The sequence below is a fragment of the Serinicoccus shuyuelongi genome (assembly GCF_045032955.1).
In the GTDB taxonomy this organism is placed as follows: domain Bacteria; phylum Actinomycetota; class Actinomycetes; order Actinomycetales; family Dermatophilaceae; genus Ornithinicoccus.
On record NZ_JBJFZU010000005.1, the window covers coordinates 16102 to 40512 of the forward strand.

The window sequence follows — 24411 nt, forward strand, 5'->3', positions numbered from 1 at the left end:
GGTGGTCGCCGTCAGCCTAGCGACCCAGGTCCGTGACCAGCCGACCCAGGACGTCCCCGACGAGGGCGTCGAGCTGCACGGTGGCCTCGGCGTCCCCCCGGGTGGGACCGCGGGTCACGACCACCACGGGTATGCCCTCCCGCGCCGCCCGCCGCACGAACCGGTAGCCGCTCATCACCCGCAGCGAGGACCCGAGCACGAGCAGGCACCGGGCCTCGTGCACCAGCTCGAAGGCCACCTCGACCAGCTCGCGCGGCACCGAGCCGCCGAAGAAGACCACGTCCGGCTTGAGCCGGTCGCCACCGCAGACCGAGCACCTGGGCGTGCGGAAACCCGCCACCAGGTCCTCGGGCAGGGCGACGTCACCGTCGGGACGGACCTCGCCGGCGGTGTCCACGTGGGCCAGGAAGCCCGGGTTCGCGACGTCCAGCCACTCGTGCACCTGCCCGCGTCCGGTGGGCTCCCCGCAGTCGAGACAGACCACCCGGGTCAGGGTGCCGTGCAGCTCGAGCACCCGTCGACAGCCGGCCTGCTGGTGCAGCCCGTCCACGTTCTGGGTGATCACGTGGCTCAGCAGCCCGGCCGCCTCGAGGTCGGCGACGGCGCGGTGCGCCGCGTTGGGGCTGGCCCCGGCGAACCTGCTCCAGCCCGCGTAGGCACGGGCCCAGTAGCGCTGGCGCGCCTCCGCGGAGGTGACGAAGTCGCCGTGCTGCATCGGGGTCACCCGCCGGGTGCCATCCGGTCCCCGGTAGTCCGGGATCCCGCTCGCGGTGGACATCCCCGCCCCGGTCAGCGCCACCACCGCGCCACCGGCGAGCAGGTCACGGGCCCGCTGGTACCGGTCCTCGTCGATCCGGGTCGGGGGCGGCATCGTCAGGGACAGGTCCATCGGGCCGACCCGTGCCGGCTGCTGCCCGCTCACGGCGCACCACCGGCCGGCAGCTGCACCACGAACTCGGTCCGACCCGGCTCGGACTCGACCCGCACGCCGCCCCCGTGGGCACGGACCACGGCCGACACGATCGACAACCCCAACCCGGTGCTCCCGGCCGCCCTCGAGCGGGAGTCGTCGCCGCGCGCGAAGCGTTCGAAGACGGTCGGGCGCAACGGCTCCGGCACGCCCGGCCCGTCGTCGGCCACGACCAGCTGCACGGTGCCTGCGTGGCGTCGCAGCCTGGTGGTGACGGTGGTGCCCCCCGGGGTATGCGTGCGCGCGTTCGTCAGCAGGTTGCCCAGCACCTGTCGGAGTCTAGCCTCGTCACCGACGACCTCCACCGGCTCGTCCGGCAGCTCCAGCGCCCAGACGTGCTCGGGACCGGCCACCCGGGCGTCCCCGACGGCGTCCAGGCAGGCCAGGGTGAGGTCGACCTGGTCCCGCTCCAGGGGGCGCCCGGCGTCCAGCCGGGCCAGCAGCAGCAGGTCCTCCACCAGCCCCTGCATCCGCAACGACTCCGACTCCACCCGGTGCAGCGCGTGCCGGACCGGCTCCGGGACGGGCTCGGTCTCGCGGCGGGACAGCTCGGCATACCCGCGGATCGAGGCGAGCGGGGTCCGCAGCTCGTGCGAGGCGTCCGCGACGAACTGGCGGACCCGTTGCTCGCTCGCGTGCCGGGCGGACAGCGCCGCCTCCATGGTGTCCAGCAGGTTGTTGAGGGCCAGCCCGACCTGGCCGACCTCGGTGGCCGGGTCGGTGTCGTCCGGCCGCACCCGGTCCGCGACCGCCACCTCGCCGTGCGCCAGCTGCTGCTCGGAGACCCTGCGCGCGGTGGCCGCGACCCGGTCCAGCGGGGCCAGGTTTCGGCGCACCAGGTATGCCGACCCCACCCCCGCCAGCGCCAGCGTCAGCAGCCCGGTGGGCACCAGGATCCAGACGGCCTGCCGGGTCGTCGCGGCCACGCCGGACAGCGGCAGGCCGGTGACCACCGAGGTCTGGCCCTGTGCCCCCTCCGGCGTCCCTCCCAGCTCCACGACCTGCACCCGGTACTCGCCGATGTCCGGGCCGAGCTCCATCGTGGTCCTGAAGACCTGCGGGGTCCCTTCACCGACCCGGCTCTCCCCTGCCTGCTCCAGCACACCGGCCAGCTGGTCGTCGGCCAGCGACCCGGTCGTGTTGTCGGCGGTCACGACGCTGTTGCGGAGCACCTCGACGGTGCCGCTCTCCTCGGTGCTCAGCACCAGGTTGAGGCTGCGCCCGGCGCCCCCGGGTGCCGCCCGCAGCACGTCCGGCCCCTCCCCTGGACCGCCCTCGGGCCCCAGCTCCTGCGCCCAGCCGGGACGCTCGGCATACTGCTGGACGAGGGCGAGGTCCCGGGCGGAGGCCAGCTCCAGGTCGCGGTCCAGCTGCCCCACCAGCGAGCGCTGCAGGGCGAGCACGGTGAACGTCCCGGAGAGCAGCAGCAGCACCGCGAAGGTGGCCAGCACGGAGCCGACGATCGTCGCCCGGAGGGAGCGCCGTCGCAGGCTCACCCTCAGGATCCCGCGGCCGGCTTGAGGACGTAGCCCGCACCGCGCATGGTGTGGATCATCGGCTCCCGTCCGTGGTCGATCTTCTTGCGCAGGTAGGAGATGTAGAGCTCGACGATGTTGGCCTGCCCGCCGAAGTCGTAGTGCCACACGCGGTCCAGGATCTGCGCCTTGGAGAGCACCCGGCGGGGGTTGCGCATGAGGAAGCGGAGCAGCTCGAACTCGGTCGCGGTGAGCTGGATCTCCTCGTCGGCGCGACGCACCTCGTGGCTGTCCTCCTCCAGGGTCAGGTCGCCGACGACGAGCACCGAGCTGGAGGCGGCGGTGACGGCGGTGCGCCGCATCAGCGCCCGGACCCGGGCCACCACCTCCTCCAGGCTGAACGGTTTGGTGACGTAGTCGTCGCCGCCGGCGGTCAGGCCCGCGACCCGGTCCTCGACGGCGTCCCGCGCGGTGAGGAAGAGCACCGGGACGCCCGGGTCCTCGGCGCGCATCCGGCGCAGCACCTCCAGCCCGTCGACGTCCGGCAGCATCATGTCCAGGACCACGGCGTCCGGGCCGAACTCACGGGCCGCCCGGACCGCCTCGGTCCCGGTCCCCGCCGCCCGGACCTGCCAGCCCTCGTACCGCAGCGCCATCGACAGCAGCTCCGTCAGCTGGGGCTCGTCGTCGACGACGAGGACCCGGACGGGGCTGCCGTCCAGCCGGGTCAGCGGGGGCGCCGGTGAGGTGACCATGGTGGAAGTCCATCCTGCCAGCCGGTATGCGCCCTGTACGCCACCTGTGCGTGCGCTGTGCCGGGCCGTCCACATCCTGGACGGCACCGGCCGGCCGTCCACAGATGTGCGGCGGCACCTTCTCCGGGACCACCGGGCTGCCTAGCGTGCTGCCATGGATCCGCAGGCCCGCACCCCGACCCACGAGGGGAGGCACCGACCGGCGAGGATGCTGCTGACGCCCCCGGACCGGGCACCGGGCACGGGGCCGGACCCCCGCGAGGTGATGGACCTCGACGACGTGGCCGAGGTCGTCCCCGACGGCGTTGCCCCCGACAGCACGGCGCCCCGTCTGGTCACGCTGCCCGCGTCGTTGCGGGCCGCCGACCTCGGGGTCGGTGCCCGTGCGGTCCGGGGGCTGCTGCTGCTGGCGCTGGTCGGCTGCCTGGCCCTCGGGGTGCGCTGGTGGTGGGTGGAGCAGCAGGCGAGCGCGGTGCCGGTGGGTGAGGCGACAGGCTGGTCCCAGGACGACGCCGACGGGGCACCGCCGGACGGGCCGGGCACGTCGGGCGAGTCGGGCGGTGCGCAGGAGGCAGGTCACGGTGACGCGCCGGACGAGGAACCCGGCGGGGACGCCGCTCCGGGCGGCACCCACGGGGACGCCCCGACCACCGGCCCGCAGACGGTGATCGTGCACGTCGTCGGCGAGGTGCAGGCCCCCGGCGTGGTGGAGCTGCCCACCGGCTCCCGGGTGGGGGACGCGGTGCAGGCCGCCGGTGGGTTCACCGACGCCGCGGACGCCGGCTCGGTGAACCTGGCGCGGGCACTGCTGGACGGCGAGCAGGTATGGGTGGGCGCCCCCGGCGAGGACCCGCCCGCCCTGGCGCCGGCACCCGCGCAGGGCGGGACCGGGACGGCCGCCGGCCCAGGGGGTTCGGGCACCACCCCCGGGACCGGGCCGGTGGTCCCGCTGGACCTGAACACGGCGACCCAGGCGCAGCTGGAGGAGCTGCCCGGCATCGGCCCCGTCACCGCCGGACGGATCCTGACCTGGCGGGACGAGAACGGCCGCTTCACCGATCCCACCGAGCTGCTCGAGGTGAGCGGGATCGGTGAGCGCACCCTGGAGCAGCTGGCACCGCTGGTCCGGGCCGGTGGGTGAGGAGGCCCGCCGCCTCGACCTGCGGCTGCTCCTGCCCGCTCTGCTCGCGTGGGCCGTCCTGGTCGCGGTGCTCCCCCACCCGCCGTGGGTGGCCGGAATGGTGGCGGCCGGTGCCGCTCTCACCGCGCTGGCCTGCCTGGGCCTGCGCACGCGGGTGAGGGACCGCGTGCTGGTGCTGGGGTTCGCCGGCGCCGCGATAGCGCTCGTCTGCGGGTCCGGGGCACTGCACCTGGCCGCGGCCCGGAGCGGTCCGGTGCCGGACTGGGCGGCGCAGGGTGCCGTCACCCAGGCCCGGCTGCTGGTGACCACCGAGCCACGGGTGATCGCCCGCGGTGACGAACGGCAACCGCTGGTGGTGCTGGAGGCGACCGTGCTGGAGGCACGGTCCCGGGGGCAGGTGAGCACCCCGCGGACGCCGGTGGTGGTCTTCGCCGACGACCCGGCCTGGGCGCAGGCCCGCTGGCGCAGCGAGGTGCTGACACAGGGGCGGTGGGCACCCGCCGAGCCGGGCCAGCGGGCGGTAGCGGTGCTGACACCGCGTGGTCCCCCGGAGACGGCCGGTGAGCCCCTGGCGTTGCTACGCGGCGTGGACCACGTCCGGGACCGCTTCCGCACCGCGGTGGGCCCGTTGCCGACCGACCCTCGGGGACTGGTCCCCGGTCTGGTCATCGGGGACACCTCGTTGACCCCGCCGGACCTCACCCAGGCCATGCGCGACACCGGGATGACCCACCTGTCCGCCGTCAGCGGGAGCAAGGTCTAGAGGGGATTGTCTGTGTCGATTCGTACAGTTGTTCGCATGAGGGCACTCATCTACGCACGCGTCTCCATCGACGCCCACGAGGGCCGCTCCGTCTCCGAGCAGGAAGCCGAGTGCCGCGCCTGGGCCACCCGCGAAGGGTGGGACGTCACCGCGGTCATCACCGAGACCGGGTCCGCCTCACGCTACGCCAGCGGCGGCCGAGCTCGCACCCGATGGACCGACCTCACGGACGCCATCACCTCCGGCCAGCACGACATCCTCCTCACCTGGGAAGCCTCCCGCGCCACCCGCCAGCTCGCCGAGTACGCCGAGCTCGCCGACCTCTGCACCACTCATGGCGTGCTCTGGGGCTACTCCGGCACCGTCTACGACCTCGCCACCCGCGACGCCCGGTTCCGCACCGGCCTCGACGCCCTCCTGTCCCAGGACGAGTCCGCCCGCACCAGCGAGCGTGTCCTGCGCGCGGTCCGCGCCCGGGCAGCAGCCGGCGCACCCCACGGCAAACTCCCCTACGGCTACCGGCGCGAGTACGACCCCACCACCGGCGCCCTCCTGCGCCAGGTCCCCGACGAGACCACCGCCCCCATCGTCCGCGAGATCTACACCCGGGTCCTGGCCGGCGACGCCTGCAACACCATCGCCAAGGACCTCACCCGCAGGGGTGTCACTCCCCCGCGGCCGCCGACGTCGCGGACGTGGCCGCCGCAGCAGTGGCTGCAGATCACCGTCAAGAGGATCGCGACGTCCCCCACCTACGCGGCGAAGCGCACCCACAAGGGCGTCATCGTCGGCGACGCCCAGTGGGCACCCCTGGTCGACGTCGAGTCCTGGGAACGGGCCTTCGCACTCCTGACCGACCCGTCCCGGCTGTCACGGACCGGCGACTCCACCGCCCGGCACCTGCTCACCGGCATCGCCACCTGCGGTGAGTGCGGTGCACCGCTGCGCAGGGTGAAGAACCGCGGCACCCCGTCGTACTCGTGCATGCACTCCGGCTGCATGCGGGTGACCCGTTCCATCGCCGGCACCGACGCGTGGGTCACCGACGTCCTCCTCGAGCTCCTCACTGCCCACGGCCCCCAGCTGGCCGCCGGCGCCGACGACCCCCGCCCGGACGTCGCCGCGGCTCGGGCCGACCTGCAGACGCTGCACGACCGACTCGACGGGTTCGTGTCCGCGGCCGCCGACGGGCAGGTCTCCCCCGCCACCCTCGCCACCATCGAGGCGCGGCTGCGCCCACAGATCCAGGCGGCCGAGCGTCGCGTTCGGCAGATGCTCACACCCCGGGCGCTGGACGGCATCGACCTGTCTGACCTGCACGGTGAGTGGGAGCGGATGCCGATGCCTCAGCGGCGGGAGAAACTGCGCGCCCTCGTCGACGTCGTCGTGCACCGCCGGGAGTCGCTCAAGCAGCCGCGGATCTTCGAGCGGCACACGGTGATCGTCACGCCCCGTTGGTGACCCGGCGCCGGTGCTGGCGCCGGCGCACGTACTTCTCCTGCCTACGAACCAGCAGCGCGAGGGACACCGGATCCGCCGCCCATGCCTCGGGGTCGGCCATGAGCTCGTTGAGCCGCTGGTACGTCTTGGCCAGACTCATTCCGGACGCGTAGGTGATGGCCTCCAGCTCGCCGCCCGGTTCGGTGTAGGTACCGGCGGCCGCCTGCAGGATGGCGCGGTCGGTCACGTTCAGGGCCACGCGTGCACCCCGTCCATGCGCGCGGTCAGGATCGCCTTCTCCGCCGGGTGCAGGTGCACCGGGTCGAGCCGGGCGGCGAGGGTGTCCTCGTCGACCCACAGCTCGTCGGCGGCGGTGTCGTGGTGCCCGCGCGCCCACACTAGGGCGTCGGCCAGGCGGTGCACGTCAGGGATGAGCCGGCGGGCGACGGCGGCGTGCACGGACCGCTCGACCCGTTCGGGTTGGCAGCCGCGGTGGCCGCGGCGGATGTGTTCAAGCTCGTGGGCGACGGTGCAGCGGCGTTCGACCTGGCCGAGGCGGTGGTCGATCCAGATGCGCGCGTGGCCGTCGCTGGCGCCCCAGACTCCGGGGTGCAGCTCTACCCAGTGCACGGCGATGTGCGTGAGGGCTCGAAGCTCTCTCCATGGGTGATACGAGGACATGCAGTGAGACCGTAGGCGGCACCACCGACAGGGTCGGCAAGGGCGCCGAGACGACGTTGGAACTAGGCCTCTCGCCATCGGTTGAGCCAGCCTGATGGGCCAGAGCGGCGCCGCCCACCTGCCTTCCGGATGGAACGCGCTCGACGACTGACATCGCGGACGAGCATCTCTTCGGCACGGCGATCCCACCTGCGGCGGTACCCCTCGGGGTCAGCGTCGTACTCGTCCAGGCGCGTCGTGAACGCGACCTCTGGTTTGGGAGTCGGCGCTGACATGCCCCCAGTATTGCAGGTATCTATGCTGGAGCGGTCCAAGCTGGGGCCTCCTTTTTACCTACTATCGCGATCGCCAGGAGGTCAGCCAGGACGAACAGAACGTCCCCGTCCTGGTCGTCCAGGCCGTCCTCTTCGACGTGATCGAGTGTCAAGATCCCGAACACCCTGCCATCGAGTGACCGAATCGCGGCAGACACGTAGCACCGGTAGGGCTTCGAGCGGTTGGCTCGCACTTCGACCTGAGGCACGCCCTTGAGCAACATCTGCATGAACGGCGATTCAGGCGAGTCCGCGTCGGGCTTAAGGACTGTGGTCGCCATCGGGCTACGCCCCTTGGACTCCGCAGGGACAAACGCACCTCGCTCAGGCTGCCACCAGAACAGGGTGGAGCGGCCGCCCTCCCCCTCCGCGACCCGGAGTGCCGCGTCGAGCACCTCGGAGGAGACGCCCCCCACGATGCTCTCCCGATCCGCTCGCTGGTTGCGTGGGATCGTCGTGTAGGTCTGGATCTTGGCCGTGATCAGGGGAAAGTTCGTCGATAGGACCTTGTACAGCTCGTCTGCCTTCGCTAGTGCTCCTCGCCGCTCGCTCTCCTGTTCCCTTTCCCTCAACCACCCGTCCAAGCGTGGCAAGAACCAGGCGGCGGCCGAGAGCACGATGAGCGCCCATAGCCCCCAGCGGGTGAGTCCGTCCTCACCTCGCAGACGGCCCGGCCAGTAGTCCTGAGCCGCCAGCGACAGGATGCAGGCCAGAACGAGCAGGCCGAAGAGCACGCCAAGGGGCCGGATCCGGAAGGAGGCTCGGTGGCGGCCCCTCCGGCTGGAACTGCCGTCCATCACCAACCGCCTCGCATCAACGCTGGGCAGTCAGGTCCTCCGACACCTTTACTCCTGCGCATCCTGGTCCTGCTGGTCGCGGGCCCGCTGCACCCGGGAGGCCTTGCCGGTCTTGCGGGCGGCGAGGTCGTCAGGCACCTCGGCAGCGCGCCGGGCTGCGGCGGCGGCCCTGGCTTCCTGGTCCATGCGGTGCAACTCGGTGACGTGGCCACCGGGGTCCTGCTCTTCGTCACGGGCGTCACCCGCGCGGGTACTGGGGGCGGACTGTTGTCCATGCCCATCACCGTCCTCACGATCGAGTCCGACCCCCAGGCGTTGCGCGAGGGCGCGGACGATGTCCTCTGTCGATGCAGTGGACAGGTCCGCCTCACGGCGCACAGCTGCTAGGTCGTACCCCATCGCCTCGAACGCCACGGCCGTCACCGTCGACTCCGCCACCCCGAACGCCCGGGCCAAGGCCTGGAGCGTGTCGCGTTGCGGCACCGACGGTAGAAGGCCCCGGTCGTCCGTGAGCATCTGAGACACCCGCTGCCTGGACAGTCCACTCTCACGCGCCAGGTCCCTCTGCTGCCAGCCACGGGCATCGAGCCCGTCCTGCAGGTATCGGCGAAGCGCGTGCATGGGACGCAGACTCTCCTACCAGCTCGGGTGCCGGCCACTCCCCGTGACCGAACGTGTCAAGCAGCGTAGCAACGAGACGCTGAACACTTCGTCAAGCAATACGCGACACCCCATCCACCCAGGTCATCCCCCATCTGCGGAAGCACAAACGTGTCATTCGTTGACAGCATGTCAAGCGCTATGCAACACTTAGTCACACAGTGCTTGACAACCAAGACGACAGGAGAGACGATGAAGCAACAGGCCATGAGGCGCCGTCGGATGGCGAGAGGTAGATGGATGAAGCTCAAGGACCGCGACCTCCTACGCAAGTACATGGACCTCGGCGACTTCTCCCAGGCACGCCTCGGCCGGTACGCCGGAGTCAGCCGCCAGTTCATCAACCAGCTGTGCACCGGAGAGCGCGCCACGTGCACGCCCACCGTCGCTCAGCGCATCGAGGAGGGCCTTCGCGTGCTCCCCAACACCCTTTTCGCGCCGTCGGTGTCGCATGGCACTGGACAGTCCGCCAAGGGAAAGAGGACGGCGGCATGAGCGCCGAGGCCAAGGAGGTCGTCGACCGGATGCTCGCCGAGCGCGGCCCGATCCCCGACCGCCAGCTGCAGGACATCGCGCGGGCCATGCGCCAGGCGTCCGCCCCCGCAGACCGTCGGGCCCCGGCGAAGAAGCCGGCCTGACACACCCCAGCAACAGCGAAGCCGGCCCCCGCGCAACGAGTGACCGGCTTCACCGAACGAACAGGAGAAGCATCCCATGAGCACCACCCCCAGTACCAGCACCATCACCGCGATCCCGCGCGGCACCCTTCGCGGCGGGTCAGCGATCCCGCGCAAGACCTTCAACCTCACGCGCCCGCCGGAGGAGTTCGGCCCCGGACGCTCTCGCCTCTGGGCGGTGTGTGCCGCTTCGGCTCGTCACGGCCTCAACCGCGAGGCCCCGGTGGCGGTCGTTCACACCGCCAGCATCGAAGCGGTGTCGGCATGAGCGCCACCATCGCCCCCGAGACCACCACGGACCGGCCGCGCATCATGGCCGACCAAGACGCCGAGGCCGTCGGCGCCGGCGTGCTGGGCCACCTCCTGGCCGCCCGCACCGGCTACCCCGTCACCATCCACGGCGACGTCTGGCGCATCACCGAGGTCAAGCCCATCCGCGACGGACTCCTCGTCACCATCGAGGACCCCGACACCGGCCGGAAGGTCTACACCACCGCCCTCATCGCGGCGCACGGGATCGAGGTGCGCGCATGAGCAACCTCACCGTCACCGTCCACCCCGAGGTCCGCCTCATCGAGGTCTACGACGCCGACACCGCCCGCACGGTGCTGGAGTTCACGCCCGAGGCCGGCGAAGACCTGCTCGAAGCCCTCCGCGACGCGCTGCACACCGTGGACGACCCGCAGGCGATCGAGGCGGCGATCGGCGCATGAACGCCATCGTCACCTGGACCGACGACGACCTCCCCAGCACCGAGGTCCCCCGCCTCCTCGCCCCGGCCGAGATCGCCGACTGCCTCCACCAGCCCCAGGACTGCGTCCACGAGACCGACACCCCCTGGTCCCCCGCACACGACTTCGGCACTGGCGTCTGCCAGTGCGCCCGCAGCACACGGTGCATCACCCACGACCAGGAGAGCAGGGCAGCGGCATGACGAACCCCAAGTTCGCGCAGGCCACCGAGGACAAAGGCCGCTACTACCGGCACCCCGAGCACCCCGGGCGGGAGTTCATCTCCATCACCAACGTCCTGGACTCGATCTCCAAGCCCGCGCTCGTGCCCTGGGCCGCGAAGATCACCGCCGAGAAGGCCCTCGACCTCATGCCGCAGATGGTCGCCGCAGCGCTCATCGCACCGTGCAAGCCCAAGCGCGTCGCCGACGAGTGCGGCACCTGCCTCGACTGCCTGCACAAGGCCACCAAGCGCGAGGTCAAGATCGTCCGCGAGACCGCCGCCGACCTCGGCAGCCGGATCCACGACTACGCCGAGGCGCACCTCACCGGACGCGCCCTGCCAGACGACGACGAGGTCGAGCCCTACGTCGGCCAGTACCTGCGCTTCCTCGACGACTACGAGATCGACATCACCCGCGACGTCGAGGCCGCCGAGCTAACCGTCGCCCACCCCCAGGCCGGGTACGCCGGGACGCTGGACGCGATCTACCGGCTGCGCCTCGACGGCAACCTCGCCGGGGTCAAGCCCAAGAAGCTCGAAGGCGACAAGCGGGCCCGCTGGGTCGTCGACACCAAGACCAGCAGCACCAAGGCCGACGACGTCCTCTACGACGAGCAGCCGCTGCAGCTGGCCGCCCAACGCAACGCCACCGAGATGTGGCTCCCGGACGGCTCGATCATGCCGATGCTCAAGACCACGGGCGCGGCGATCCTCAACCTGCGCAGCGACTCCTACGCCTTCATCCCCGTGCCATCGGGCAACGAGGAGTTCGCCGCCTTCCGCGGCTTCATCGCCGGCCAGACGTGGATGCACGCCAGCCACGCCAAGGCCTGCCACCCCATCACCCCCTCCGGTCGCGCCCGCGCCTCGCGCAAGCCCGCCCGGACCACCCGAAAGGCGGCATGACCCATGCCCATCATCAACATCCAGCGACGCATGGCCGAGCAGGGCCGAATCCGCCTCGGCCAGAAGGTCACCGGCACCAGCCGCGAGGGCAAGACCTACACCCGCCCGGAGAAGCTCGACCGCTTCCGCTTCACCTCCCCCAGCGAGCGACTCGTCGCCGAGGTCGCCAGCCTCTACGGCGGCAACGCCCAGCCCTGGGACAACGACGGCAAGGCCGAGCACGAGGTCATCACCGACGCCCGCTCCATCCCAGTCATCGTCGTCAAGGGCGGCTTCTCCCAGTGGCACGAGTTCTGGACCCGCGGCGGCTGCAAGCACCGCTGCGACGGCGAGAAGGACCCGGCCGGCACCTTCTGCGACCCCCAGGACCCCGAGCACCTGCAGGCCATCGAGAAGCCGACGACTCGCCTGTCGGTGATGCTGGCCGAGGTCGAGACCCTCGGTGTCTGGCGCATGGAGTCCAAGGGCTGGAACGCCGCCGCCGAGCTGCCGTCGATGGCCGAGCTGGCGATGCACGTCGGCGACCTGGTCCCGGCGACGCTGTCGCTCGCGGACCGGTCCTCGATCATCGAGGTCAAGGGCAAGCCGCAGACCTCGCGGTACGTGGTGCCGGTGCTGGACCTGCACGTCACGAAGAAGCGGCTCGTCGAGCTCGTGGGCGGGGTCGGTGGAGTGCCGATGCTGGAGGCCCCGGCGCAGGAGCGGGCCGCGCTCGAGGAGTCCCGCCCGGACTACCTCGCGGAACTTGCGGCCATCGACGACCTCGACGAGTGTCGCGCGCTCTGGACCCGGGTCAAGGACGCCGGGCACATGACGCCGGACCTGCACGAGGCGATCACCCTGCGCGCGGACCAGCTCAAGAACGCGGCCGTGGTCGCTGACGAGTCGGGCGAGGGCGACTGGCCCGACGACTCTGACCAGCCCACCGAGCAGGCTCCGATTGACGAGCCGGTCGACGCCGAGGTCGTCGAGGACGAGCAGCCCGCCACCGACCCTGGCGCGGACCCGCGCGCCGTGGTCTGGCAGCAGCTGCTGGCCAAGGCCGGCACCCACGGACTGGGCTTCGACGAGACGCGCAGCATGGTCGAGAAGCAGGCGTCGCTGCCGCTGGCCGAGTGCACCGTGGAGCACCTGCAGGCCGCTCTGCACACGCTGACCACCGGTGAGGTCCCCGAGGCGGTGTCGGCGTGAGCACCCTCTTCGCCACCGCCTGGCACACCGGACGCCTCGCCCTCTTCGACCTGGAAACCACCGGCGTCGACTGCCACCGCGACCGCATCGTCACCGCCGCCGTCATCCTCGCCGGAGGCAACCTCGCCACCGACACCACCAACTGGACCGTCGACCCCGGCATCCCCATCCCCGACGGCGCAGCCGCCATCCACGGCATCACCACCGAACACGCCCGCACCCACGGCGGAGACCCGGCCCTCGCCACGGCAGACCTCGCCCAGCGCCTCCTCGAGGCCGTAGCCGAGGGATACCCGGTCGTCGGCCACAACGTCACCTACGACCTCACCCTCCTCTGGGCCGAGTGCATGCGCCACGGGCACTACGGCCTCGCCGGCCAGCTCCAGGCCATCGAGCCCGTCATCGACACCTTCGTCCTCGACAAGATGGTCGACACCTACCGCAAGGGCTCCCGCAAGCTCGTCGACGTCACCAAGCACTACGGCGTCACCCTCACCGCCGAGCAGGCCCACGGCGCTGCCGCGGACGCCCTCGCCGCCGGCCGGGTCGCCTGGACGATCGCGCACCGCTTCCCCGAGGTGCAGGTCGACCTGCCCGAGCTGCACGCCCTGCAGGTGCGGGCCAAGCGGGAGCAGTCTGAGTCCTTCGGTCGCTACCTCGTCCGCCAGGGCAAGACCGACGACGTCTCCCGCGACTGGCCGATCCAGCCCGCCCCGCAGGGATGGGCCCCGGACCAGCTGCCAGCGCGCGAGGAGGTCCCAGCGTGAGCACCCTCGCCTCTCTCTTCGGCGCCGTCCCCGTGGCGATCTTCACGGCGTTCCTCGCCGCCTGCGCCTACGTCCTGTGGGCAGGCGTCACCACCCGGCACCCCAAGCAGGGCACCCCGCCCCGCCCCGAGCAGCCCGGCGACATCTCCCGCCTCGACCGGCTCTCCGGGATCCGCCCCGCCGACCCCCAGCAGTGGGTGCCCCGCAACGTCGACGAGGCCGGCATCTGGTGGGACGACCTGATCGCACGAGGAGACCACTGATGCTCACACTCACCGACCTCTTCTGCGGCGCAGGCGGCTCCTCCACCGGCGCCATCGACGTTCCCGGCGTCCAGGTTCGCGTCGCCTCCAACCACTGGCAGCTCGCGATCGACACCCACAACTCCAACCACCAGGACGCCGACCACATCTGCGCCGACCTCTCCCAGATCAGCCCCCCCTACTTCCCCGCCACCGACCTGCTCTGGGCCTCCCCCGAGTGCACCAACCACTCCCGGGCCAAGGGCCGCAAGCGCGACACCCTGCAGACCGAACTCTGGGGCGAGGCCCTGCCCGACGAAGCCGCCGACCGGTCCCGCGCCACGATGTGGGACGTCGTCCGCTTCACCGAACACCACCGCTACCAGGCGATCATCGTCGAGAACGTCGTCGAGGCCGCCGACTGGCTCCCCTTCCAGGCGTGGCTGCTCGCCATGGACTCCCTCGGCTACCACCACCAGGTGGTGTCCCTGAACTCCATGCACGCCGCCGGGCTCGGCGACCCCGCACCCCAGTCCCGCGACCGCCTCTACGTCGTCTTCCACCGCAAGGGCAACGTGCGGCCCGACTTCCAGGCCGCCCTCCGCCCGAAGGCCTACTGCGACAGCTGCGACACGACCGTCGCCGCCATGCAGGCATGGAAGCGCCCCGACCACACCGGCGTCGGCCGCTACCGGTCCCAGTACGTCTACCGGTGCCCCAACGTCGCCTGCCGCAACCAGATCGTCGAGCCCGCATGGCTGCCCGCGTCGACCATCATCGACTGGGACATCCCCGGCCAGCGCATCGGCGACCGTGCCAGGCCCCTGGCCGAGAAGACCCGCAAGCGGATCGCCGCCGGTATCGCCCGCTACTGGACCCCGATCCACCTCGAGGCCGCGGGCAACACCTACGACGCCGCCGACCCCAAGCACGCCCGCCACGGCGACCCGAACTCCTACTACCGGGCATGGTCGGTCGACGAACCCCTGCGGACGCTGCACACCATCGAGTCCAAGGCCCTGGCCGTGCCCGTCGAGGGCCGCGACGGCAAGGTCGCCCAGTCCATGGAGCGGGCCCTGCGGACCCAGACCACCCGCCTGGAGACCGGACTGGCCTACCCAGCCCCGCCGTTCATCGCTGAGCTGCGCGGCGGCGGATCGACCGCACGACCAGCCGCGCACCCCCTGGCCACACTCACGGCGTCCGGCAACCACCACGCCCTCATCACCTCCTACTACGGCTCGAACACCCGCGGTGCACGCCCGACCAGCGACCCGCTGGACGCGGTCACCACGACCGCCCGGCACGCACTGCTCATGCGGAACAACACCGCACGCGGAGACCAGGGCCAGATGTCGACCCCGATCCACGAGGTCGCCCGCACCATCACCACCACCGGGCACCAGTCGCTCCTCACCCCGGGCGACATCGCCGCAGCCGAGGCCCACGTCGACGACGTCCTCTTCCGGATGCTCGAGCCCGCCGAGTGCGCACGCGCCATGGCCTTCCCCACCAGCTACGTGATGCTCGGCAACCGCCGCGAGCAGGTCCGCCTCGCAGGCAACGCCGTCACCCCACCAGCAGCACGAGACCTCATCGCCTGCGTCGTCGCCACCCTCACGGACGGAGCGGCGGCATGAGCCGCCCACCAGCCATCGACCGCGCCGACCTCCTCGCCTGCCGCGACGAGCACCTCACCGCAGCCGAGACCGCCGAACGCTACGGCCTCAGCCCCGCCTACGTCCGCGAGCTCGCGCACGACCTCGGCATCAAGTTCCGCGACCCCCGCTCCGTGCACCCGGACGTCGTCGAGCAGATGGCCACCGAGCGCAAGGTCGGCGCCACCTACCAGCAGATCGCCGACGCCCACGGCCTCACCCGCTCCGGGGTCCGCCAGATCCTCAACGCCCGCCCACCCCGGCAGGACGAGCCCAGCGAGCCCCGCACCCACCGGAAGTGCACCGAGGTCGGGTGCCGCCGCCAGGAAGCCAAGGGCCGCAGCACCGGCCTCTGCGAGACCCACCACCAGGAGCTGGCGCACGACAACGAGTCACCCCGCGACCTCGTCGGCGGCCGATGGGTCGAGCGCCGCGGCATCCGCGTGTGGCTCCCCAACCAGACCAGCACCACCCACCGCGGCACCAACGCCGCCTGAACGGAAGGACCCACCCATGTCCGGAGAGACCCCCATCACCGTCGTCGGCAACCTCACCGCCGACCCCGAGCTGCGCTTCACCCCCAGCGGTGCCGCGGTCGCCAACTTCACCATCGCCTCCACCCCCCGCCACTTCGACAAGCAGGCCAACGAGTTCAAGGACGGCGAGACCCTCTTCATGCGCTGCTCCGTGTGGCGCGAGGCCGCCGAGCACGTCTCGGAGTCGCTGCACCGCGGCGACCGCGTCCTCGCCACCGGGCGCCTCGTCTCCCGCTCCTGGCAGACCCAGGAGGGCGAGAACCGCACCGTCATGGAGATGCAGGTCGAGGAGGTCGGGCCCTCGCTGCGCTACGCCACCGCGGCGGTCACCAAGGCCCCGAAGCAGCAGGGCGGCGGCTCTTCGTGGGGCGGCAACCAGGGCAGCAGCCAGCAGGGCCAGCAGCAGCCCTCCGCCGGCGCCGGCAGCGCCCGACCCACCACGACGACGCCCGACGGCCCCGGCCAGCCCTGGGACCCCAAGCCGGATCCCGCCAAGAGCGGCTGGGGCGGCGCCCCCACCTACGACGAGCCCCCGTTCTGACCCAGCCACCACCGGCACCACCCACACAGGAAGGCACCACCATGACCGACCACCCACCCGTCCGGCCCCTCGCGGACTTCATCCGGGAACAGAACCGCGGCCGCACCCACGACGAGCTCGGTGAAGGCCTGCGCGACCTTGTCGCCCGTGTCGAGGACACCGGCAAGAAGGGCTCCCTCACCCTCACCATCACCGTTGAGCCGCTCAAGGGCAACGACGAGGCCCTCCAGGTCTCCGACGAGATCAAGCTCAAGCTCCCCGAGCACAACCGCGGCGCCTCCATCTTCTTCCGCGGCAGCGACGGCAACCTCCAGCGCGACGACCCCAACCAGATGACCTTCGAGTCGCTGCGCGAGGTCGCCGTCCCCAAGGGCGTCGACCCCGTCACCGGCGAGGTCAAGGACGGCACCGATGGCTGAGGGCACGCGCGTCACCTGCACCGACCTCGCCACCGGCGAGGAGGAGTCCGTCGTCATCACCGACAACCACGTCGTCATCACCGATGGGCGGCGCTACGTCAGCAACACCCAGGTCTACCCCGGCAGCGGGACGACCGTCATCACCGTCAAGACCAAGAAGGACTGAGCCATGCCCGAGAACACCGAGAACCACGACCTCATCACCACCGCCCAGGAGTCCGTCACCCCGCACGCGATCCCAGCCGACGACACCGTCGGCCTCTACATCGTCCGCGACACCGACGGCCAGGCCAGAGTCATCGACGTCCGCGACAAGCTCGGCATCCTTCCCGCCCACCCCGACCGCAAGACCGGCCAGATCACCCTCACCAACGTCGACTCCTTCATCGACGCCCTCGCCAAGCACGGCCTCCCCGAGACCGAGCTCTACGCCAACACCAAGGCCGGCACCATCCGAGCCGTCATCAACGCCCACGGCTTCACCTCCGGCGGCACCGAGGACGCCGCCGGCTACGGCGACCACACCATCACCCTCGCCCTGCCCGCCACCAAGGACTGGCAGCAGTGGACCGCCCACGACGGCAAGCTCATGACCCAGGCCGACTTCGCCGAGTTCATCGAGGACCACCTACCCAACTTCGTCACCCCCTCCGGTGCCGACATGCTCGAGCTCGCCCAGACCTTCCAGGCCACCACCAAGGTCGACTTCGCCTCCTCCCAGCGGATCGCCTCCGGCGAGACCCAGCTCCTCTACACCGAAGAGCAGAACGCCACCGCCGGCAAGAAGGGATCCCTGGCGATCCCCGACAAGTTCTCCCTCGCGCTGCAGCCCTTCGAGCGCGGCGAGGCCTACCGCGTCGAGGCCCGGTTCCGCTACCGCATCAACGGCGGCAACCTCGCCCTCGGCTACCGCCTGACCCGCCCCGAGGACGTCCTGCGCGACGCCTTCGACCAGGTCATCGAGTTCGTGCAGGGACAGACCAGCCGCACCGTCTGGCACGCCTGACCGCCCCCAGGCCGCCCGGACACACGCCCGGGCGGCCGAGAGACGGCCAAGGCCGACCACCGCCCCCTGGACTCGAAAGGACAACCACCTGATGACCTGGTTCAAGGTCGACGACAAGCTCTGGGGCCACCCGAAGTGGATGAGCCTGCCCCCCGGGGCACGTGCCCTCTGGGTAACCGCAGGGTCCTACTGCGCCAGCAACGAGACCGACGGCATCGTCCCGACCAGCGCGCTGCTCGCCCTCGGCGGCCGCCGCCGCGACGCCGAAGCCCTCGTCGAGGCCGGACTCTGGGACGCGGTCGACCCCGCTCCCCGGCGCCGGGCTGCCAAGATCCCGCCACGATCCAGCCAGAATCCCGCCACATCTCAGCCAGAGAACGACCACGGCACCGATTCCGCGAAACCGCGCCGTGGCAGGAACAGCCAGCCCACACACGCCTACCGCTTCCACGACTGGGAGGACTACCAGCCGACAAGAGCGCAGGTCAGGGCCGAGAGGGATGCCGCACGGGAGCGGATGAGGAACGTCCGGAGCAGCCGTAAGGGCTCAGATGTTCGCCCGAACAACAGCCGAACTTCGCCCGAAGTTCGCGACCCCCGTCCCGACCCGTCCCGTCCCTCTTCTCCCCTTACCCCTCGTAGCCACGTCGCGGGACTCCTCGGCTGGCAGGAGGAGGACGAGAGACTCGACCACCTCGACAGCCTCCTGGCCACCCAGCGCGTCCGCTCACCCAAGGCATGGATCAACGCCTGCCACGAAGCCGGCGACCTCGAGACCGCCCTCCGCGACCACGCCCAGGCCAAGGCCGACCCCTGGGCCAACCTGCCCATGCTCGACGACGTCGCCACCCCACGACCAGGTGGTGACCCAACGTGAGCGCCCAGCCCATCGACCCAGAGCACCTGCCCGAGCACCTCCCCGCCCAAGCCGTCGAAGCCGAACGGGCCGTCCTCGGATCCATCCTCGTGTCCACCGACGCCCTCACCGATGTCGCCGAAACCCTCACCCCCGAGCACTTCTACCGGCCCGCCCACGAACGGATCTACGCCGCCGCGCTCCACCTCGCCGAGACCGGCATCCCCGCCGACGTCCTCACCGTCGCCGAACACCTGCGCACCCAAGGTCTCCTCGACCGCATCGGCGGCACCCCCTACCTCCACCAGCTCGCCGCGAACGTCATCACCCACACCAACGCCGCCTGGCACGCAGGCATCGTCCGAGACGCCCACACCCTGCGCACCATCGCCACCACCGGCCGCGAACTCGCCGCCACCGACACGAACCCCACCACCGCCGACGACGCCCTCGAAGCAGTCGACGCAGCCCGCGCCCGCCTCGACGCCCTCGTCACCACCCGCGACGTCGCACCCACCCACGCCCAAGCCATCGAGACCGCCCTCAACTCCCTCACCGCGCCGCCCGGCATGCCCACCCCCTGGTCCCGGCTCACCCACGCCATCGGCGGATGGAAGCCCGGCGAGCTCTACATCGTCGGCGCACGCCCCTCCATCGGCAAGACCGCCGTCGCCGGCCAGATCCTCCTCGACGCCGCCCACCGCCACGCACACCCCGTCATGTACAGCCTCGAAATGCCCCGCACCCAACTGCACCTACGGCTCCTGTCCAACATCGGCTCCGTCGACGGCGGCCGCATGCTCCGCCGCGAACTCACCGCCGACGACTGGGACAAGCTGAACACCGCCGGCGACACCCTCGCCGCCCTGCCCATGACCATCGACGACCGCTCCGGCATGTCCCTCGCGCAGATCCGCGCACACCTGCGGGCGCTGCGCCGCACCACCCCCGACGTCGGCCCCGTCGTCGTCGACTACCTCGGCCTCATCGCACCCCCAGTCGGTGCCCCCAAGAACGACCGCCGCGTCCAGGTCGACGCCATCGCCCGCGGCCTCAAACTCCTCGCCCGCGAACTGGACGTCCCCGTCATCGCCCTCGCCCAGATCAACCGCGCCAGCGAACAGACCGCCGACCGGGCACCCCAGATGCACCACCTGCGCGAGTCCGGCGAAATCGAAGCCGCCGCCGACACCGTCCTCCTCCTGCACCGCGACCTGTCCGGCGACGCAGACCCATCCGAGCTGCGCATCGGGATCCCCAAGAGCCGCCACGGCGCCGTCACCCAGTTGCAGCTCATCTTCCAGGGCCACTACTCCCGCGTCACCGAACCACCGCGCTGGGGCGACCACGACCCAGCACGCCACATCGAGCACACCCACCGAGAGGACTGACCATGCGCATCCTGGCTATCGACCCCGGCAACATCGAATCCGGGTGGTGCGTCATCGACGCAGACACCTGCCGACCCCTGGACTTCGGCAAGACCGACAACGAAGACCTCCTCGAGCGCCTCCAGCTCAGCGGGCTCGTCGTCGACAAGGCCGTCATCGAGATGGTCGCCTCCTACGGCATGGCCGTCGGCAAGACCGTCTTCGACACCTGCGTCTGGGTCGGCCGCTTCTACGAGACCATCCCCTACACCCACATCCCCGTCGACCTTGTCTACCGGCAGCCCGTAAAGGTCCACCACTGCCACTCCGCGAAGGCCAAGGACTCCAACGTCCGCCAAGCCCTCGTCGACCGCTTCGCCCCCGGCCAGCCCAACCACGGCAAGGGCACCAAGGCCGAGCCCGGATGGTTCCACGGCTTCCGCGCCGACATCTGGCAGGCCTACGCCCTCGCCGTCTACGCGGCAGACCTCACGGGCACACACTCACGGGCACGAGCCGCAGAATGAAGCGAATCTCACGGATACTCGACACCCAGGTCGTTGTAAACGGCCCTGCCATCCCAGACGTAGGGGCGACCCTTCGGAGTCTCCCAAGTGACCCGCACGCTTATGAACTCACCCTGTCCCAACGTGGAGTCATACAGTCGGGGCATCCCACCGATGGTGCTGGAGGCGCTGTAGACCCTGGCTTCCCGATCTTGTGCCTCGCTTCGAAACTCGAAGCGCAGTCCTGCACCTGGGCGGACCTCATCCGCTCGACGCACCTGCCTCGGCCCATCCCACACGCCTGCTGCAATCGTCACGTTGCGGGCCAGGTCTTGGCCCTCGTTCACGAACTTCACGACCCCTTTGCTCTCGGTCCGACACTCCCAGTGGACATCATTCCGCTCCAGCTCACGGGCTTCAGCACGGTCCGAGTACTCGTTCGCCTTCTCGGCCAGCCGGTTGGCCTCTTCTGCCTTGATGAGCGACCTACCCGCAGATCCGTTGGCCTTGATGGCGACCCCGACTGCGATTGCTCCGCCTATTGCGCTCACGATCGACACGATCAGCGCTGCGATTTCCATCCTGCAAGTCTGCACGAGAGCGAACGTTCGGGTGGCCATTCACGCACGCGAAGAGACCTCTTGCATGTGGCGGGGTCGGGGGCGACCCGATGAGTGACGTCGAACCCGCCGAAGTCCACCCGGACGTGCGGTCCTTGCACGTCGCCGCCGCGATCGTCGCGGCCTACGCCGCCCGTGGCCGGCCGCACCTGGTCGCCACCGCCAACCGGGTCGACAGCGTCGCCAACCGGCTCGCGGCCGAGCTAGAGCCTGCCCTGGTCGCGGAGACGACGCCGGTAGGACAGGGCGAAGAGCAGCACCCCGGGACCGGTCAGCCCCAGCAGAAGGGCGACGACCCCGAGAACGGTTCCCGCCTCCACGCCCCGCCAGAGCAGGAACCAGCCGACGCCGCTGATGAGCGACATCAGCAACCCGACCCAGGTTGCCAGTACACCGAGCAGTTGGTGCCTACCTTTGCGCCCACCCTGCGCCCCGTCAGGCTCCACGACTCAGACCTCCCGCTTCCGGCCGCCGCGCAGTCGCTGCACCCACAGGACCGCGACCGCCGTGAGGACCGCCGCCAACACGATCACGATGGCCGTCCACCCGAACCCGATGCGGGGGCTCAGGGCAGTGCCGACGGTTCCCGCGACGGCCCCGCCAGCAGCTATCAGCAACAGCATCGGCCAACCGAGGTACGGCCCCCGCGCCCGCTTCCCCTCATCACCCATCCGCCCACCGTAACCGGACAGGAGACCCCGTGACCGACCCCAACCGCTGCAAAGCAATCTCCAAACGCACCGGCAACCAATGCGCCCGCACCCCCATCCCCGGCGGCACCGTCTGCCGCTGGCACGGCGGCTCCGCACCCGCCGTCAAGGCCGCCGCCGACCGCCGCGTCCAAGAAGCCACCGCCCGCGCCGACGCCACCCGGTTCGCCGCCCGCACCGACATCCACCCCGCCGAAGCCCTCGTCGAGCTCGTCCAGTACCAGGCCGGGATCGTCACCTACTGGCGGCAACGGATCCAGGACGTCCCCGACGCCGACCTGGAATGGGGCCGCACCTCCCGGGAGCACGGCCACGGGCCCGAGGGACCCATCGACAAGACCACCGAGCAGGCAACCGCGCACGTCGCCTACCGGTTGCTCGTCGAGGCCCAGGACAAGCTCGCCGCCTACGCCTCCGCCGCGCTCAAGGCCGGCGTCGACGAACGCCGGGTCCGCGTCGCAGAGCAGACCGGCGCCCTGGTCGCTGACGTCATCCGCCGGATCCTGGGTGACCTTCAGCTGACCGAGGGGCAGCAGGCGTTGGTCGGTGAGGTCGTGCCGCGCCACCTGCGGGCACTAGCCGGAGGTGAAGGCGCGTGAGGCGCCCCTCAGGATTGACGGTCTTGCTGGGCTCCGTGGCGAGAACGAGCATTCGCCATGTGCACCTCGAGCGCCGCCAAGAGTCGGTGCGCCCCGACACCCACGGCCACGATTCCAATGATCGAAGTCAAGAGCGCGATGACCGGCCAAGGCCCCGGATCGAGACTTCCCAGCGCGAGGATGTAAATCACCCAGCCAGCAGCGCAAAGAATGATGCCCCAGACCAGGCTCAGCGCGAACGGCTGCTCACTGGCCGACGTCCCTACCTCTCGTGCCGGAAGAGGATCGATCGTCGGCTTGCGCTTCGGCTTCGGCTCATCGGGAGTGCTCATGAGAAAGCAACCTACAGAGCCTCGACCACGAACGTGCATTCACCAGCCTTCACCGCACCTCAGCCTCACCGGTCATCCGTGAGCAAGCGTGTGCTCACCCTCTCAACGGCACTCCGACTCGACTGCCACCACCTCGCCCCCACCCAGGAGGACCAGCCATGACTCGCCCCGAACTCCTCGCCGCCGACCACATCCGTGAGCTCGTCCAGTCCCACACCAACACCGAACGCATCACCCGAGACGACGGCACCACCTCCATCCACGCCGTCACCCACCCACCCCTGCTCGACCAGCTCCAACAGGCCACCACCGGTTCCTCCAACCTCTCCGACGACAACGCCGGCACCAGGTTCGGCTCCAAGCCCGCCGGCCACCTCGAAGCACTCGACCTCCTCGCCCGCATCGACCGCCAGTCCGCCGCCCTCGGCGACGTCCACGGCATCGACGAACCCCACCTGACCAAGCGCCTCATCCGCCTGTCCGGGTTCATCGGCCACCGCCCCGATCGCCAGGTCAAGGCGTGGTGGTCCGCAGCCCGGGTCATCACCCATTGGGACTCCCCCGCCTACCGCCCGCACGGCACCCCGTGCCCCGCGTGCTGGGACACTGGCACCCTCCGCATCCGCATCGACGAGGAGATCGGCCACTGCACGGGGTGCGGCGAGACGTGGGACGCAACCGGGTCACCAGACACCCCACCCCTGGGGCTCCTCGCGCAGCACGTCCGGTGGTGCAGCGACCACGAGGTCACCAAGCCCCGGCACTGGCTGCTCGACGATGGTGGGTTCCCTGTCGAGTGCACCGAGTGCCTCGACTTCCGGGAGGCCTGGGCATCGTGGCGCGCCGGACAGACCGAGGCTGTTGCTCGTGGGGCGTGATGTGGCATAGTTGGCGGTGGCGATTCGCGCTGCCCTGAAACTGTGAGGCGGCCCGGGTCGCTTTCGCATCCCTCGTCCAGCCGTAGTCGGGCTGAATCGCGGTAGCATCATCCGGTGCCGACCGCCCCCAATGACGCTGCTCCTCCGGTGAGTAAGTTCACGATCGTATTCAGCGTCGCTGCCGTGCTGCTCAGTGGGGCTTACTGGTATCAGATCGTCAACGGTGACACCGATTGGCGTACGTGGTTCCTCGCAGTACTTTGGCTCACCTGGCCTGTAATGTTCTTCGCATTGGACCGCTACAAGCGCAAGGCGATTCAGCAGCAACGGGACAGCGCACCGAATTGATACCGTCGCCGGTATGAGCGAGCCGAGCCGCCGGGAAGGCCCCGCCGAGCCAGACTCTGCTACGCAGCCCCAGCCCCAGCCCCAGCCCCAGCCGTGGACGTGGCGCCTGCACCAGCTTGTTGGAATGCTCGCCCTGTTCGCCGGTGGCGCTGCCTGCGTCCGCCTCGTGCGAGGAGAGACCGACGTCCTTGTGTGGCTAGCAGCCATCGTCTTCCTAGCGCTGGCCACGACGTCGTTCATCGCTGCCCGCACGTTCAAACAGCAGGCTCAGAGCAACCGCACCATCTGACCGCGAGCCG

General features: G+C 70.7%; 37 protein-coding genes. 26 read left to right on the forward strand and 11 right to left on the reverse strand.

All coding sequences use genetic code 11. The annotated features are described in order from the left end of the window. Positions 1 to 16: 16 nt before the first annotated feature. The 3 genes from ACI3EY_RS07780 to ACI3EY_RS07790 are packed head-to-tail and all read right to left on the reverse strand — an operon-like array spanning position 17 to position 3200. A complete protein-coding gene (locus ACI3EY_RS07780; RefSeq protein WP_405040020.1) occupies positions 17 to 922 on the reverse strand; it encodes a Sir2 family NAD-dependent protein deacetylase in 906 nt (301 codons plus the stop codon). Next, positions 919 to 2466, reverse strand: a complete 1548-nt coding sequence (locus ACI3EY_RS07785) for a sensor histidine kinase (protein ID WP_405040021.1) — start codon at positions 2464 to 2466, stop codon at positions 919 to 921. Before ACI3EY_RS07785 ends, ACI3EY_RS07780 begins: the two co-directional genes overlap by 4 nt. A 2-nt stretch (positions 2467 to 2468) precedes the next feature. Then, the gene (locus ACI3EY_RS07790) at positions 2469 to 3200 is read right to left on the reverse strand and encodes a response regulator transcription factor (protein ID WP_405040022.1); all 732 of its coding nucleotides are present in this window, start codon (positions 3198 to 3200) and stop codon (positions 2469 to 2471) included. Positions 3201 to 3354: 154 nt separating this feature from the next. Between ACI3EY_RS07790 and ACI3EY_RS07795 the strand changes: the two genes are divergently transcribed. From ACI3EY_RS07795 to ACI3EY_RS07805, 3 genes are read left to right on the forward strand one after another with little or no spacing between them, the layout of a single operon-like run. Continuing rightward, positions 3355 to 4341, forward strand: a complete 987-nt coding sequence (locus tag ACI3EY_RS07795) for a ComEA family DNA-binding protein (RefSeq protein WP_405040023.1) — start codon at positions 3355 to 3357, stop codon at positions 4339 to 4341. After that, positions 4292 to 5104 (forward strand): hypothetical protein, encoded by an 813-nt coding sequence (locus ACI3EY_RS07800; RefSeq protein WP_405040024.1) that lies wholly within the window; start codon positions 4292 to 4294, stop codon positions 5102 to 5104. Before ACI3EY_RS07795 ends, ACI3EY_RS07800 begins: the two co-directional genes overlap by 50 nt. Positions 5105 to 5140: 36 nt before the next feature. Continuing rightward, positions 5141 to 6565, forward strand: coding sequence for a recombinase family protein (locus ACI3EY_RS07805; protein WP_405040025.1), 1425 nt, complete (start codon positions 5141 to 5143; stop codon positions 6563 to 6565). Here the strand turns inward: ACI3EY_RS07805 and ACI3EY_RS07810 are convergent. The 4 genes from ACI3EY_RS07810 to ACI3EY_RS07825 form a co-directional block, all read right to left on the reverse strand. After that, on the reverse strand, positions 6549 to 6803 hold the full coding sequence (locus ACI3EY_RS07810) for a DUF3263 domain-containing protein (RefSeq protein ID WP_405040026.1): 255 nt from the start codon (positions 6801 to 6803) through the stop codon (positions 6549 to 6551). The genes ACI3EY_RS07805 and ACI3EY_RS07810 overlap by 17 nt on opposite strands. Continuing rightward, positions 6794 to 7174, reverse strand: a complete 381-nt coding sequence (locus ACI3EY_RS07815; protein ID WP_405040027.1) for an ImmA/IrrE family metallo-endopeptidase — start codon at positions 7172 to 7174, stop codon at positions 6794 to 6796. The genes ACI3EY_RS07810 and ACI3EY_RS07815 overlap by 10 nt, the downstream gene beginning before the upstream one ends. A 346-nt stretch (positions 7175 to 7520) precedes the next feature. Further along, entirely contained in the window at positions 7521 to 8336 is an 816-nt protein-coding gene (locus ACI3EY_RS07820; RefSeq protein WP_405040028.1) for a GAF domain-containing protein, read from the reverse strand. Positions 8337 to 8384: 48 nt separating this feature from the next. Next, positions 8385 to 8957, reverse strand: a complete 573-nt coding sequence (locus ACI3EY_RS07825) for a helix-turn-helix domain-containing protein (protein ID WP_405040029.1) — start codon at positions 8955 to 8957, stop codon at positions 8385 to 8387. A gap of 279 nt (positions 8958 to 9236) precedes the next feature. Between ACI3EY_RS07825 and ACI3EY_RS07830 the strand changes: the two genes are divergently transcribed. The 19 genes from ACI3EY_RS07830 (at position 9237) to ACI3EY_RS07920 (ending at position 20646) form a co-directional block, all read left to right on the forward strand. Further along, a complete protein-coding gene (locus ACI3EY_RS07830; RefSeq protein WP_405040030.1) occupies positions 9237 to 9491 on the forward strand; it encodes a helix-turn-helix transcriptional regulator in 255 nt (84 codons plus the stop codon). Next, on the forward strand, positions 9488 to 9634 hold the full coding sequence (locus tag ACI3EY_RS07835; protein WP_405040031.1) for a hypothetical protein: 147 nt from the start codon (positions 9488 to 9490) through the stop codon (positions 9632 to 9634). Before ACI3EY_RS07830 ends, ACI3EY_RS07835 begins: the two co-directional genes overlap by 4 nt. A gap of 76 nt (positions 9635 to 9710) precedes the next feature. Next, entirely contained in the window at positions 9711 to 9941 is a 231-nt protein-coding gene (locus ACI3EY_RS07840; protein WP_405040032.1) for a hypothetical protein, read from the forward strand. Continuing rightward, positions 9938 to 10207 (forward strand): hypothetical protein, encoded by a 270-nt coding sequence (locus ACI3EY_RS07845; protein ID WP_405040033.1) that lies wholly within the window; start codon positions 9938 to 9940, stop codon positions 10205 to 10207. Before ACI3EY_RS07840 ends, ACI3EY_RS07845 begins: the two co-directional genes overlap by 4 nt. Further along, the gene (locus tag ACI3EY_RS07850; RefSeq protein WP_405040034.1) at positions 10204 to 10386 is read left to right on the forward strand and encodes a hypothetical protein; all 183 of its coding nucleotides are present in this window, start codon (positions 10204 to 10206) and stop codon (positions 10384 to 10386) included. Before ACI3EY_RS07845 ends, ACI3EY_RS07850 begins: the two co-directional genes overlap by 4 nt. After that, entirely contained in the window at positions 10383 to 10607 is a 225-nt protein-coding gene (locus ACI3EY_RS07855; RefSeq protein ID WP_405040035.1) for a hypothetical protein, read from the forward strand. The genes ACI3EY_RS07850 and ACI3EY_RS07855 overlap by 4 nt, the downstream gene beginning before the upstream one ends. After that, complete coding sequence (locus ACI3EY_RS07860) at positions 10604 to 11533, forward strand: hypothetical protein (protein ID WP_405040036.1); 930 nt, start codon at positions 10604 to 10606, stop codon at positions 11531 to 11533. Before ACI3EY_RS07855 ends, ACI3EY_RS07860 begins: the two co-directional genes overlap by 4 nt. 3 nt (positions 11534 to 11536) lie before the next feature. Beyond that, a complete protein-coding gene (locus tag ACI3EY_RS07865) occupies positions 11537 to 12724 on the forward strand; it encodes a recombination directionality factor (RefSeq protein WP_405040037.1) in 1188 nt (395 codons plus the stop codon). Beyond that, positions 12721 to 13491, forward strand: coding sequence for an exonuclease domain-containing protein (locus ACI3EY_RS07870; protein WP_405040038.1), 771 nt, complete (start codon positions 12721 to 12723; stop codon positions 13489 to 13491). The genes ACI3EY_RS07865 and ACI3EY_RS07870 overlap by 4 nt, the downstream gene beginning before the upstream one ends. Continuing rightward, complete coding sequence (locus ACI3EY_RS07875) at positions 13488 to 13754, forward strand: hypothetical protein (protein ID WP_405040039.1); 267 nt, start codon at positions 13488 to 13490, stop codon at positions 13752 to 13754. Before ACI3EY_RS07870 ends, ACI3EY_RS07875 begins: the two co-directional genes overlap by 4 nt. Beyond that, complete coding sequence (locus ACI3EY_RS07880) at positions 13754 to 15373, forward strand: DNA cytosine methyltransferase (protein ID WP_405040040.1); 1620 nt, start codon at positions 13754 to 13756, stop codon at positions 15371 to 15373. The genes ACI3EY_RS07875 and ACI3EY_RS07880 overlap by 1 nt, the downstream gene beginning before the upstream one ends. Then, on the forward strand, positions 15370 to 15888 hold the full coding sequence (locus tag ACI3EY_RS07885) for a hypothetical protein (protein WP_405040041.1): 519 nt from the start codon (positions 15370 to 15372) through the stop codon (positions 15886 to 15888). Before ACI3EY_RS07880 ends, ACI3EY_RS07885 begins: the two co-directional genes overlap by 4 nt. 16 nt (positions 15889 to 15904) lie before the next feature. After that, the gene (locus ACI3EY_RS07890) at positions 15905 to 16468 is read left to right on the forward strand and encodes a single-stranded DNA-binding protein (RefSeq protein ID WP_405040042.1); all 564 of its coding nucleotides are present in this window, start codon (positions 15905 to 15907) and stop codon (positions 16466 to 16468) included. 41 nt (positions 16469 to 16509) lie between these two features. Then, a complete protein-coding gene (locus tag ACI3EY_RS07895; protein ID WP_405040043.1) occupies positions 16510 to 16887 on the forward strand; it encodes a hypothetical protein in 378 nt (125 codons plus the stop codon). Beyond that, entirely contained in the window at positions 16880 to 17053 is a 174-nt protein-coding gene (locus ACI3EY_RS07900) for a hypothetical protein (protein ID WP_405040044.1), read from the forward strand. Before ACI3EY_RS07895 ends, ACI3EY_RS07900 begins: the two co-directional genes overlap by 8 nt. Before the next feature lie 3 nt (positions 17054 to 17056). After that, positions 17057 to 17893 (forward strand): DUF2303 family protein, encoded by an 837-nt coding sequence (locus ACI3EY_RS07905; RefSeq protein WP_405040045.1) that lies wholly within the window; start codon positions 17057 to 17059, stop codon positions 17891 to 17893. A 91-nt stretch (positions 17894 to 17984) separates the two neighbouring features. After that, positions 17985 to 18770, forward strand: a complete 786-nt coding sequence (locus ACI3EY_RS07910) for a hypothetical protein (protein ID WP_405040046.1) — start codon at positions 17985 to 17987, stop codon at positions 18768 to 18770. After that, positions 18767 to 20140, forward strand: coding sequence for a replicative DNA helicase (locus ACI3EY_RS07915; protein WP_405040047.1), 1374 nt, complete (start codon positions 18767 to 18769; stop codon positions 20138 to 20140). The genes ACI3EY_RS07910 and ACI3EY_RS07915 overlap by 4 nt, the downstream gene beginning before the upstream one ends. A 2-nt stretch (positions 20141 to 20142) precedes the next feature. Next, positions 20143 to 20646 carry a RuvC family protein gene (locus ACI3EY_RS07920; RefSeq protein ID WP_405040048.1) on the forward strand — a complete coding sequence of 168 codons (504 nt, stop codon included), beginning with the start codon at positions 20143 to 20145 and terminating at the stop codon, positions 20644 to 20646. Positions 20647 to 20654: 8 nt separating this feature from the next. Here the strand turns inward: ACI3EY_RS07920 and ACI3EY_RS07925 are convergent, their stop codons facing one another. The 3 genes from ACI3EY_RS07925 to ACI3EY_RS07935 all read right to left on the reverse strand — a co-directional run bounded on the left by ACI3EY_RS07925 (position 20655) and on the right by ACI3EY_RS07935 (position 21916). Continuing rightward, positions 20655 to 21206 (reverse strand): hypothetical protein, encoded by a 552-nt coding sequence (locus ACI3EY_RS07925; protein WP_405040049.1) that lies wholly within the window; start codon positions 21204 to 21206, stop codon positions 20655 to 20657. A 242-nt stretch (positions 21207 to 21448) separates the two neighbouring features. Beyond that, positions 21449 to 21610 carry a hypothetical protein gene (locus ACI3EY_RS07930; RefSeq protein WP_405040050.1) on the reverse strand — a complete coding sequence of 54 codons (162 nt, stop codon included), beginning with the start codon at positions 21608 to 21610 and terminating at the stop codon, positions 21449 to 21451. A gap of 84 nt (positions 21611 to 21694) precedes the next feature. Beyond that, a complete protein-coding gene (locus ACI3EY_RS07935; RefSeq protein ID WP_405040051.1) occupies positions 21695 to 21916 on the reverse strand; it encodes a hypothetical protein in 222 nt (73 codons plus the stop codon). Between the two features lie 29 nt (positions 21917 to 21945). Between ACI3EY_RS07935 and ACI3EY_RS07940 the strand changes: the two genes are divergently transcribed. Further along, the gene (locus ACI3EY_RS07940; RefSeq protein WP_405040052.1) at positions 21946 to 22554 is read left to right on the forward strand and encodes an HGGxSTG domain-containing protein; all 609 of its coding nucleotides are present in this window, start codon (positions 21946 to 21948) and stop codon (positions 22552 to 22554) included. 8 nt (positions 22555 to 22562) lie between these two features. Here the strand turns inward: ACI3EY_RS07940 and ACI3EY_RS07945 are convergent, their stop codons facing one another. Further along, complete coding sequence (locus ACI3EY_RS07945; protein ID WP_405040053.1) at positions 22563 to 22886, reverse strand: hypothetical protein; 324 nt, start codon at positions 22884 to 22886, stop codon at positions 22563 to 22565. Positions 22887 to 23044: 158 nt separating this feature from the next. On the opposite strand from ACI3EY_RS07945, the gene ACI3EY_RS07950 reads away from it, so the two are divergent. From ACI3EY_RS07950 to ACI3EY_RS07960, 3 genes are all read left to right on the forward strand, one after another. Beyond that, positions 23045 to 23764, forward strand: a complete 720-nt coding sequence (locus tag ACI3EY_RS07950) for a DUF7341 domain-containing protein (RefSeq protein WP_405040054.1) — start codon at positions 23045 to 23047, stop codon at positions 23762 to 23764. A gap of 114 nt (positions 23765 to 23878) precedes the next feature. Beyond that, entirely contained in the window at positions 23879 to 24112 is a 234-nt protein-coding gene (locus tag ACI3EY_RS07955) for a hypothetical protein (protein ID WP_405040055.1), read from the forward strand. A gap of 13 nt (positions 24113 to 24125) precedes the next feature. Next, on the forward strand, positions 24126 to 24401 hold the full coding sequence (locus ACI3EY_RS07960) for a hypothetical protein (RefSeq protein ID WP_405040056.1): 276 nt from the start codon (positions 24126 to 24128) through the stop codon (positions 24399 to 24401). Positions 24402 to 24411 lie beyond the last annotated feature (10 nt).